This window comes from Bacteroides reticulotermitis JCM 10512 (genome assembly GCF_000517545.1).
Lineage (GTDB): Bacteria > Bacteroidota > Bacteroidia > Bacteroidales > Bacteroidaceae > Bacteroides > Bacteroides reticulotermitis.
The window spans coordinates 73,678-85,845 of the sequence record NZ_BAIV01000028.1; the positions used below are offsets into that span (position 1 = coordinate 73,678).

Annotated in this window: 5 protein-coding genes and 2 pseudogenes; 1 reads left to right on the forward strand and 6 read right to left on the reverse strand. The window is 43.8% G+C overall.

Annotation, left to right across the window (positions count from 1 at the left end; genetic code table 11):
- Nucleotides 1–40 precede the first annotated feature (40 nt).
- Together JCM10512_RS16035 and JCM10512_RS16040 are read right to left on the reverse strand one after the other, a co-directional pair.
- Nucleotides 41–1,122: pseudogene (locus JCM10512_RS16035) on the reverse strand (serine hydrolase domain-containing protein); the annotation flags it as partial.
- Nucleotides 1,123–1,138: 16 nt separating this feature from the next.
- Nucleotides 1,139–3,059: pseudogene (locus tag JCM10512_RS16040) on the reverse strand (glycoside hydrolase family 127 protein).
- Between the two features lie 202 nt (nt 3,060–3,261).
- On the opposite strand from JCM10512_RS16040, the gene JCM10512_RS16045 reads away from it, so the two are divergent.
- The gene (locus tag JCM10512_RS16045; RefSeq protein ID WP_044164711.1) at nt 3,262–4,098 is read left to right on the forward strand and encodes a hypothetical protein; all 837 of its coding nucleotides are present in this window, start codon (nt 3,262–3,264) and stop codon (nt 4,096–4,098) included.
- Nucleotides 4,099–4,186: 88 nt separating this feature from the next.
- Here JCM10512_RS16045 and JCM10512_RS16050 read toward each other — a convergent pair whose 3' ends face one another.
- From JCM10512_RS16050 to JCM10512_RS16065, 4 genes are all read right to left on the reverse strand, one after another.
- Nucleotides 4,187–5,614 (reverse strand): glycoside hydrolase family 10-like protein, encoded by a 1,428-nt coding sequence (locus JCM10512_RS16050; protein ID WP_044164703.1) that lies wholly within the window; start codon nt 5,612–5,614, stop codon nt 4,187–4,189.
- A 23-nt stretch (nt 5,615–5,637) separates the two neighbouring features.
- The gene (locus JCM10512_RS16055; protein ID WP_044164704.1) at nt 5,638–7,059 is read right to left on the reverse strand and encodes a DUF4623 domain-containing protein; all 1,422 of its coding nucleotides are present in this window, start codon (nt 7,057–7,059) and stop codon (nt 5,638–5,640) included.
- A gap of 47 nt (nt 7,060–7,106) precedes the next feature.
- Nucleotides 7,107–8,969 (reverse strand): RagB/SusD family nutrient uptake outer membrane protein, encoded by a 1,863-nt coding sequence (locus JCM10512_RS16060; RefSeq protein ID WP_044164712.1) that lies wholly within the window; start codon nt 8,967–8,969, stop codon nt 7,107–7,109.
- Between the two features lie 11 nt (nt 8,970–8,980).
- On the reverse strand, nt 8,981–12,168 hold a 3,188-nt coding region (locus JCM10512_RS16065; RefSeq protein WP_044164713.1), incomplete at its 5' end, for a SusC/RagA family TonB-linked outer membrane protein.

Below are 12,168 nucleotides of genomic sequence, written 5' to 3' on the forward strand. Positions count from 1 at the left end.
CAACAATTAAACTTAGGCTTGATCTCACGCCGGATCAATGACCACTTATAGTTTCCGAAACGGTTCGTGAAATAATCGGACTGCCATAGAAGGACGAAAATCCGTCTTCTTTGGCGGAAGAACCTACTACGTGAGTGATGAAGAATCCATAGACTCGATCACGTTTGTTTATCCACGGATAAGCACCGGCCCAACCGGGCGAACTGATCTGGTAGGCTTCTCCGGTTTGCTGATCAACCAATTCGCGCCACTCACCCAATCCGTAAATTCCGTTGTGAGCTTGCCCGAGTGCTTTCGCGATGTAGTTATCCGGAGGTATAATAGCTCCTTTCACCTGATCGGCTTGCATCACCTTGATCGTTGCGGCGGAAAGGATCTGCTGCCCCTGATAGATGCCTTGATGATAAATCATATCCAGAAAATGGATGTAATCATTCAGCGTTGTACACAACCCTCCTCCCAACATAGGACTATGCCCGCCATCGGTATTGATCGGGGTAAAATGAGAATTCTTCATTCCCAGAGGTTGGGCTAATAACTGCTGAAAGAGTGTTTCAAAATCCTTATTCATCGCAACTTCAGCCATTCTTCCGGCAAGCTGCATGGCGAGTCTCCATACTCAAAACGACTACCGGAGGCGAAGACCGTATCCAGAGGAAGGATTTCAATAACTGCCGAATCCAACCGGTTGTAGTTGTCCACACGAGGTTCGGGAAGATACGGACGTACGCCCGAAGTATGAGAGAGTAATTGCCGCAAGAGGATTTGCCCCTTGGCGTCTCCGCTAAACTCCGGCAACCATTTGGCTACCGCATCATTCCAGTCCAAATCGGTACAATCGACCACTGCACCGATTACGGCAGCCGCTACCCATTTGCCAGCGGAAGCCACATACACTTTCGTATCAGGGGTGTAGTTGCCATAGTTCTTCTGAAAGATGACCGTATCATTCTTCACCACGCAGATAGAAGCTCCGGGATAATAGCCCTTGCTGACCCAACTTTGTATAATCGAATCCAGCGGAGTAAAATCGGTTTCATGCCCTTGCGTGGAGGTTGCCTTACAGGCAGTTATCCAAAAGCAGATACCCACAACGGCAACCAACAACAATCCTTTTCGCATGCTCATGAGTTGTCTTTTATTCGGTTGTCAAATCCCAATAAACCACATAACGCTGACGATGCAGGTCGTAAAGCGGACGAATAACATCGCCTTGGCCGGTAGTAAACAGCAGCTCTTCACCGACACGTTTCAGTGCACGTTCGGGATGTTTCATATCTATTTTCAATGAGGTGGACAAGGAGGCCGGTACCTGGTAATTATACGTATAGTAGTCATTGTAGAGAGCCGGATTAGAGAATGGTGCGGACGCCTGCATACCTTCCGCACCTCGCTCGCCTGCCAGAACTAAAGGTCCATAGAGCAATGCGGCCTTTTGAGGATTATCCGGAGTAGCCTCCAGCTGTATGCGCATCGGATAGGTAGCCGCTATGCGGTCACCATCTTTCCATTCACGCGTGATGGCAATGTACGTTCCCGGTTTTTGTTGGATCGATACTCTCTTTCCGTTCACCAATACTTTCACGTTTTGACTCCATGACGGGTATCGCAAATAGACTGTTGTACGCACCGGCTTATCTGCGAATACTTAACTGGGTGGTTTCATTGGCCGGGAAATTAGTTTCCTGAGAGAGAGTCAGCCCCTTTTCTCTCCAGTTAACCTGGGAAGGAATGAATAGGTTGACATAAATGCCCTGATCGTTGTGATAATAAATCGCTTCGCCGTATTTCGCATGATTCTCGAATCCACTGCCTACACAGCACCAGAAGGAGTTCTCTTTGGTACTATACAGCTTATGCGAACCTGAAAGCAGGGGAAGAAAGTAAGCGACCATTCCTGTTTCGGGATCTTGTTGTCCCAGAATGTGGTTGTACAAGGCTCGTTCGTAATAATCGGCAATCGATGAGTCACCCGTCCAACAAAAAAGGTGACGGCTCAGCTTTAACATATTATAGGTACAGCAAGTCTCTCCGGTATATCCGGTCAGGTGCTGTGAGAACTTCTTCGGATCGAAGAAATGTTCTTTGTCGCTGCTGCATCCGGGAGCATACGTATGATGATCGATCATGGCATGCCAAAAGTATTCCGATAGTTTCCGGCTTGTTTCATTCTGCGTCAATTCATAATGACGGGCTTCGGCAAGGACTTTGGGAATAAAGGTATTTGTATGCTTCGTCCCCAAGTCATCACGCTGTTCTTTCAACGGATCGATGACGTCGTTGTGATAGAAATATTCAGCTAACCACTGATACCGCTCCTCGCCCGTAATGGCATATAGATTATAAAAGGATTCATTTACTCCTCCGAATTCATTCCGTATCATAAGGCGACGCGTCTCCTCGCTCAGTGGCTTGAGTTTATTATACGCCCAGTCGCCCATACGGGTTACAACCTCCAAGGCTGTCCGGTTGTCAGCATAAAGATATTGATCGATCAGGCCGGAGAATAGCTTATGCAGGGTATACCAGGGAGCCCACACGCCTTTCCCTTGCATGTTGCGATGGATTAGTTCTTCCGGATAAGCACTTAAGTATCCACCTTTCAAAGCTTTTTGCACCTCTTCTAACCCATTGACCAGGCTGTCACCCTTCAACTTAAAGATTTCACTTCCCGTTGCCGCGTACATCAATCCGAAGGCTGAAAGTAGGTGCCCGGTAGTATGGCCGCGTAGTTCACAGTCGAGCGACTCCCAACCGCCTAACTTCTTTACGGTCATATAGCCGCCTTCTCGTCCGGCAAAGACCCCGGCATTGGTACGGAAGCTATGCAGCAAACGATTGACGTCAAGTGAAACCATCCATGCCGAATCTCGCAACATATTATCCCGGAAACGGCTCGGCAATAAGCGTACATCTTTCAAATCAAAACTCGCCACGGAGACCGGCGCAACCGTTTCTATCTTCATCTTTCCATGATGCTGTCCCGGATATACTGACTGAGCAGACATTCCAGCCGACAATACTGATGCGGCAAACGCAACTAAAACCTTTTTATTCATATCTATTCGCACTCTATGTTTATTGAAATATACGAATATTCCATCGGTTACACTCAACGCCGGGAAACTTTCTTTTATTTCCCATCTATTTCCGAATCAGATTTCCTTTCGTATCCTAAATATACATTAAGATCCGTATTTTGGACCATTTCTACAAAAAAGAATCCTATATTTGCATTCTGAATATTCAAATTCTTTTTATATGAAACTCATTGCAGAAAGCGGTTCAACAAGGACGGAGTGGGCACTGATTGAAGGTGACCAGCTTATCCAGCATGTCTTCTCGGAGGGGATTAATCCTTTCTTTCAGAACAGACGTGAGATAAGCAGAAGCATCAGACTTGGACTGCCGGAAGTATTCTTTAGAACCAAATTAGAGACAGTATATTATTACGGTGCAGGATGTAGTTCGGACGCGAAAAAAGAGATTCTGGGAGCTTCCTTAGTCGCTCAGTTTAAGACACCGATTCAGGTTGAAAGCGATCTACTGGGTGCTGCCCGGGGATTGTTCAAAAACGAATCAGGCATTGCTTGTATTCTGGGTACGGGCTCTAACTCTTGCTTCTATGACGGACAGCAGATCGTAAAGAATGTGAAAGCCGGAGGCTATATATTAGGAGATGAAGGAAGTGGAGCTGTGCTGGGAAGATTGTTTCTCGCTGACTTGCTGAAAGGATTGGTTCCGGATGAATTGGCAAACGAATTCTATGATAAGTTCCGTATCTCACCCAGTGACGCTATGGAGTATGTCTACAATCGCCCCTCTCCCAATCGGTTCTTAGGAACAATTGCCTATTTTTTAAGTGACTATCTGCAAAATGAATATGCTCATGACCTGTGGACGAATAATCTCAGAAACTTTTTCAATCGGAGCATTTGCCAATATGACTATCAGAACTATCCGATTCGCTTTATTGGCTCACTGGCGTATAACAATAGCAATTTGTTGCAAGAGGTTGCCCAAGAGTTCGGAATTGTGATCGATCTGGTAGAAGAAACCTCTGTGAATGGTTTAATTAAATATCATTCGGCTAACTAAGCCTGGCAGCATTCGTACCTGCTTCGTTTTAGCGAAAAACAAAAGGGATTCACACTGTTGACGTTGTGAATCCCTTTCTGTTAGTACTTTAATAGGTTACGAGCTTGGACAACTCGCTTTCCGCATTGTTGGAGCTGATTGCAGTCACAAAATAGGCTCCTTTAGAGGCTAGCTGAAATGAAGCTTCCTGAGTCACTCCAACCAGATCAGCCACCTGTCCGATACCATTGCTTTTGTACACCGCATATCGGAGATTCGGTACGGCGCTCCATGACAGATTAGTTCCATTCAACTTAACATCAGTCGGAGCCGCCGGCAGCTCGGCAGCATTCCTACCCAGGTAAGGGAGTAAAACTGGCTTTTTATACACTTGCTTGATAACGTCCATGATGCCGACTTTATTCTCCACCAGGTTTTGAGCACGATACAATACGCTACCTTGCACTTTATATTTGGTGCCGGCAAATTCAAATTGCTTCAGCAGGTCTTCTGCCGTTTGGAACTTTTCTCCGGCAGTGGGATCTCCAAACTTATAAATGCCATAGCCAACCATTAGGCTATTCTTATACGTAAACTGTGACCACCAATACAACCGCTGGTTAAAGCTGGTTTCACTAACTCCGGTAGTGGTATATAACTGTGGGATAATTACATCTACCCATCCCTCTTGCGACCATTTTACAACATCCGCAAACAGCGTGTTGTAGTTGTTGGTATTGTTACCTGCCGGACTGATGGAGTATATCACATCGGGACGAGTATCCATAATCGCTTTCTGGATATTTTTCACGACTACATTCACGTTGTTTCTCCTGAAGTCCTCGATGCTGGCAAACTGTTCTTTTCCATAAGTATCGTATTCCAATTCATCATTCAACTTCTCGGAAGCCTCCAGAGACGGATAGAAATAGTCGTCGAGGTGAATGCCGTCAACATCATACTTGGCAATGATTTCTTTTACGATATTCACAATCCGGGTTTGCACTTCGGGAAGCGCAGGATTGTAAATGCGTATTTTCTCATAATCTTTTGTCAGTTCAGCCGGGATTTTAGAATCCAATTCCGCAAATTTATCTGCCTTACTTACGCGGGTAGAGATTCGATAGGGATTGAGCCAAGCATGGAATTGTATTCCCCGTTTATGAGCTTCTTCAACAAGAAACTTCAAAACATCGTAACCAGGATTCTGTCCGGCAATTCCGGTCAGGTTCTTGCTCCACGATTCGTATTGGGAATCATAAAACATATCGGCCATTCCACGGATCTGAAAGAAAACAGCATTGATATTATTTTCCGCAAACAAATCCAGGTAATCGATATACTTTTGCTTTTGGGTATCAGCATTATAATCCCCCATCGGCCAATCAATTCCCCAAGCGGTCGCCACCCATACTCCCCGCAACTCTTTTTTAGGAAGAAGCGGTCTATTTTCATTCACGGCATCGTTATCGTCATCGCTACAGGATGCCACTAGTCCGATAAAAACAACTAGGAATAAATATTTCAAGTATTTCATATCATGTTCATTTTATAAGATTATTAGTCTTCTATTTCTCCCTTCTTTATCGGGAATTCACTGATTACAAATCCCGAATCGGCCCGGGAACCGAAAAGGTAAAGTTTCACATCATTGCCTTCTTCATCCTTTTCAATATAGTAGTCAGTCTGAGCAGACGGAGCCGCATTTCCCACACCTCCCAGAATAAAAGAATAATCAGGGGTATGATTGTCACCCATATCGAAGCGTTCGAGTGCCTCTTCTATCGTTTTTCCCCTTGTAATGTTATACACATGCAAAGCAGGAGTAGCCGTAGTAGCACCTCCCAAACCGGATGTACAAACCATCAGATACCGCTCCTTATTGAAAGTAAAGATTTTAGCAGCAATTGCTTCTGCTGCAATATGCGATTTATCCATTGAGTATTTGACACCCACAGATTCGTCTGTAAGCGCTACCGGCACCTTAACACCACTCCAAACGTACTCGTTGGAATCTTCTATCCGGAATACATTCGTGTAGGTCGATACGTCCTTACCCGTACTAAATACAATCGGATCACTTATCGTTGTATGGTTGGTCACGGTTAATCTCAGGATTTTTGTATATGTAGAATTATCACCGTAATAGATAAAGCCACTTCCTTCTTTATTAACATTCACAGAGATCGCATCCCCATGTCTGAGACCAGCATCCAGTATAGCGGATGTGTTTATATTCGCAAGTAATTCCGGCTTAGAACCTGGTGTCTCCCAGTAATAAATCTTCAATGGGGAAACTGCTCCACCCGACAAGGAAGAGATGTAGATATGCCCGTTAACCAAAGCTCCGGTATTATAAGCGAATGTGCCACCGGTTACACCGGTCAGATCCAGCTTATTCGGTTCAATCGTACCTTTCTTAATGTCGGATAGCTTCAATAAATGAGGGCCGGTTGCTTCTCTAGTTACAACTAACACATGCTCACCATCAAAAGAGGCGCATCGGGTCAAAAGACCTGTAAAACTCGGATATAACAAACTACCTGAGAAGTTATATTCAGTAGCTTGTCCGAAGTCAGCACCGTACAGAGGGACTTTTCGCCTTATTTCTACGAAATAGTCTTTATATCTATTATGGTTCTGAATACGCAAAAGCAATCTTTTAGACGCTTCCTCTTCATCCATCGAGAAGTCAAAAACCGTTTGCTTCAATTCTGCCCCTTCCGAAACTTCCGCTTCAAACTTCAAGGCCGAAAAGTCGGTAGTCAGCTCCAGACGTGGAAAGCTAACAGTCTTATTCGCTTCGTCAATCGTTCCCTGCAAAACCGTACTGCCATCTGCTCCGGCATTGAGTACCTTAATCGTAAGAAGCTCTGTTGCATAAGGTTCCACTTTACTTTTGGGATAATCGTCATCGCAGGCAACCAGTGCAACACCTGACAGGGCGATTATAAATCCTATGTTTCTTATTAATTTATGCATAATCTATATTTTATTAATTCATAACTTATACAATTATATGCGCCTGCTTAGTTTACACTAGGCCAGCCTTTCGTTTGAGTCAGTGTATACCCCCTGTTTTTGTAGAACGTAATATCGTTCGTACCAATTGGCGAAAGGTATGGATTAATATTAGGCAAGTCGATAAATGGAAGTCTGCCTAAATTTTCTTTCGGATAGAAAAAGCCATTCATTTGAGCGCCATTGGCACCATCATAGACAATTATCTTTCCGCTCTTATCGATAACCCTGATTTTGTTCTTGTTATCGGGTTTCAGCTCGGCAGCAGCTTCTTTCTGGAAGTTCACCCAAGTGCCAAACAGCAACTCTTTGTTTCGGTCTGTATCCATGTAGTCTAGCTTTTTCCAACGTCTCAAATCAATAATACGCGAAAACTCAAAGGCAAATTCCATTCTTCTCTCTCGTCTGATTTCCCATAGTAAGGCAGACACCGAACGATCGCGATCCGGATCATTGGGCAATTCCGTCAGAACCATCTTGACTGTTTTCTTCACTCCCAACGCTACGGCTTCCGGTGCCAACGGGCGGTTGCGTATTTTATTAATCGATCGGTCGATATCACCCTGAGCAACCGCCGTTCCTCCGATACTAGCCAATTCCGCTTTGGCTTCAATCCAATTCAATAGGACTTCAGCATAGCGCATTATTGGGTAGCCGGTCACATTTTTATCGCTCTGAAATTCAGCAGCAGGTGTTCCTCCCGGAATTTTAAGATATTCCAAGGCACTACGAGGAATAAATTTGGTAACATATAAGTAGCTACTCTTGGCTAAAGAAGTCGGTTCGTTATAAAAACTGGCTTCAAAGCGAGGGTCTCTCGTCTTAATCAGATTGCTGAGCGTAAAATCATCCGTGTTTGCTAGCGCAGAGGTCTGCCAGTCTTTACCATCCGTACAAATAAATGCTTTCACTAAATCCAGATTCGCACCATTGGTAGTCGGCGTATTCATAACGCAGCTTGATGCGATGGAGTGCGTAATGTTCTTACCTGCGTCGTATTTCCGATACAAAATACAATCTTTACTTGACGTCAAATCGGTCGAACCGAATAAAGTCCGAAAGTCTGTCTCTATATCATACTTTCCACTTGCCATGAGCATATCAGCTGCTGCGATGGCTTGCTCGAAAAACTTCGTAGCGCGAACGTTGTTATTATAATGATATTTCTGCCAGCTAGCTTCAATCAAAGCCCATCTGGAGACAAACGAAGCCACAATATAACGGTTGACATACTGAGCTCCATCATTGAGCCTAACATTATTCATCGCATACTCAAAGTCGTTATAGACTGCGTCCATTACTTCGTCTCTTGGTGTCCGATCTTTATATAATTCATCTTTCTCTACCGTAGTCACCTCTTTACTATAATAAGGCACATCACCAAACACATTTACCAAACGAGCATATTCAAGCCCTCTGAAAAAGCGTCCGACACCTACCCAATGGTTATATTGTTCTTCTGTAAGCAAATTGGGCATCACTTGTGTGATACGATCCAACATCACATTCACTTTCCTGATCCATGCAAAATTCCATGTCGGTCCGGTATACGTATCCTCCCACTCTACAGTAAGAGAATTACTGCCCTTCGAAGTAGGTACGGAACGAACAAATTGTTTTTGCGTACCGAGAGTAACCCCGTTATCACTAAATATATAATTGGCGTTTGGCGCATAAGCGGTCTCATTTTTCTCTCCATACCCAACAAAGAAATTAGCATAAAAACCATTGGCATACAATCGTACTCGCTCCTCGTTAATCCAATACTCGCTATCTTCGGCGGTTGTCAGTGAGGGTCGGTCAAGTACATCGTTACAGCTTGTTAAGAACAAAGCCATAGTGAATAGTATAAATGATATCTTATATTTCATAGTCTCACATTTTAAAAAGTTAATTGAACTCCACATGATAAAGATTTAAATATAGGCGTTCCGGTTCCTGTTCTTCCTAAGTTATAATTTTCAATATCGCTAAACATAGAATAGCCTGATGTAGCCTCCGGATCGACCGGCAACCCTCTCAGATTATCAAACGTAAAGAAGTTCTCTATTGACATATACACTCTTGCCTTCGTCAAGTGAATTCTGGAAAGTATATTTGCCGGTATAGTATAGCCTAATGTGATATTCTTAATTCTCAAGTAAGACATATCCAACAGATACTTGCTTTGACGTTGCATACTGAAGCCAGTATTATTTCCACCTAGATTCCAAGCTCTGGGATAGAAAGCGTCCGTGCGTTCTTCAGTCCAGTAGTCCGTAGCAAAAGTTTTAGGAATAGCTCCCTCTTTGGCCTCATATCCGGCAATAGCCAACTGACCACTACCCCAGATTTTACGTTTGCCTATCCCTTGGAAGAAGATAGATAAATCAAAACCTTTGTAATCCGCACCCAATCTGAAGCTATATTCATAACGGGGAGTAGAATTACCGATAACCTTTAAGTCACCCGGATCACCGTTGGTGTTCGATCCCGGCGTGATATAACCATCTCCGTTCAAATCGACAAATTTCACATCACCGGGAGCAAAAATCAATTTGGCACTATTCTCATAATGTACCTGATAGACAGGGTACTGAGCTGTTTGCTTATTTGTAGTACGCATGGTTCCCTGATAAATGACATTTTCTTGTATGATGTTTCCATCCGGACCGTACGCAAAATCTTCTCTCTGGAATAAGCGGTCGGTTACCAAGCCATAGATATCACCAAAACGTCTTCCTGTGGAGTATGTAGAACTCAACGATCGATCTGCCCACGGAGTCAAATAGTCTGCTCCTTTGGTTACAACGGTTGTAGCATCCGACAACGTAGCCATTGCATTGATGCGCAACCCGTTAGAGAAAGTATGATTAAAGTCGGCAGACAACTCCCATCCTTTGGTTCTCAAATTACCGTAATTCCCTTGCGGAACTCCCGCACCTAAGGTGCCTGGCAGGCTTTCTCCCGGAATAATCATATCTTTAGTATCACGCTGGAACCAATCGAAGGTTACCCCTAACTGATTGTTTAGGAACCTCAAATCAAGTCCTAGATTAAGCGTTTCAATCCGTTGCCAGGATATATCCGCATCAACTAAGCTGGGAGTGCCGAATACCGGTAGTCTATTGTTAGTCCCGTCTAGCCAGGTTGACTCACTGTTGCCTAAGACCGACTTATACAGTGTATTTGGTACTGTTTGATCTCCAATACTTCCCCAAGATCCTCTAAACTTACCGAAACTCCAAATGCGGTCGATCGGTTTCATGAACTTCTCATTGGTAAACACCCAACCGGCAGAGAAAGAGGGGAACCATCTCCATTGCAAATGCTTCGGAAATTTAGAAGATCCGTCCCGACGTAAATTGGCCTCAACAAGATATCGATCCTCAAAAGCATAATTGATACGTCCAAAAAATCCTAATTGTGCCTCCCAATTCCGTCCTCCGTCAATAAACTGATCACCGGAAGCAAAAGAGTACTCAGGCTTTTTCTGGTCTATCAAATTCGTTTTCCTACCTGTCTGTGAACTCCACTTATTGGTTACTCGGTTCATACCAAGCATGAATTTAAAATCGTGTAGGTTTTCCTGCCCCAACTTTAAGTTATAAGTAGAATATACGTTAAAGGTATTATTATCAACCGCTTTATTATAGTTCTGAACCGAACTGCTTGCTACACCCGAATAGAGATAATCACTCACCGGAAAGCAATAGGCAGGCATACCACCCGTATTAACTCTTTGCCCGGTTTCGTCAACATACACCTGATAACCATCTTCTTTCCAAAGCACAGGAGAATACCACATTTGTCCGGCAGTATACTGTATCACGGAGTTTTTCTTGTCCGTTGTTAAGCGATCGTAGGTATAATCAAATTTCACATCCCACACTTTAGTGATATTCAACGTAAATCCTAAGTTTACATTGTAGTATTTATCTTGCAAATTATCTGTATTAGCTGCTTTAGCCTCATAGGCAGGCTCTCTTAGCGAATTACCATTTTCGGTTACGCCAATAGGCATCAGCGGAGTCCATCTATACAAATAAAGCCAAGAGTCGAAGTTAGGAGCACCGGAGCCGGGATATCGTTTATTGCGATCCGAATAGATAGAACCGGCTCGTATAGTCAGGTATTTATTTATCTCCGAAGTTATACTGATAGAAGCATTATAGCGTTTAAAGTCATCATATACGGCTACTTTCGACATTCCACTTTGATCAAGATACCCCAAACCAATATTATAAGAAGTCCGTCCGGTCTTTCCACTAAGAGAAAGGTTGTGGGTCATGGTCGGTGCCCAATCACGTATCAGTGACTTAACACCATCATAAATTCGATATCCGTACTTTTCGCCATCAAAAACCCAATCACGGCCATACAGGACCGGATCGTTATACTTAACCTTTCCGGTATACAATTCCTGCCACTCGATGATTTTCTTTAAAGATTCACGATCGAGCCTCCAGAAGCCACCTGCCGGCATAGGTGCTGCCATATTATCCTGAGCGTCTAATGTATATCGTAAAGCATCAACGCCTCCCATCTCTAATTTCCTTGCCGGATTCTGCCACGAGAAGTTATTCGAATAACTCACTTCAAATTTCTCATTGCGAGATCCGGTCTTCGTTGTTATCAAAACAACACCAAATGCAGCTTTCGAACCATAAATAGAAGAAGACGCTGCATCTTTCAAGATAGAGATGGATTCGATATCATCCGGATTCACCATCTGAATACTTAGGATTTCCACATTATCGACTAAGATGAGAGGATTGTTGTTTCCCACAAGTGAGCCTATCTGGCCACGAATCTTAATGATAGGATCTGAACCTACTTCCCCTGTTGGGACGGTAACATTCACTCCTGCAATGGCTCCTTGAAGACCTCTCCCCACATCTGCAATAGGACGGCTGGATAGGGTTTTATTCACATCAACACTCGCCACTGCGCCTGTTAGATTAGCTTTCTTTTGTGTTCCATAGCCAACAACTACAACCTCGTCCAGTAGTTCGGAGTCTTCTTGAAGAACAATCTTCATAATGGCGGTTGCTTTAACTTCCTGCGTTTTATACCCCACAAACGAGATAA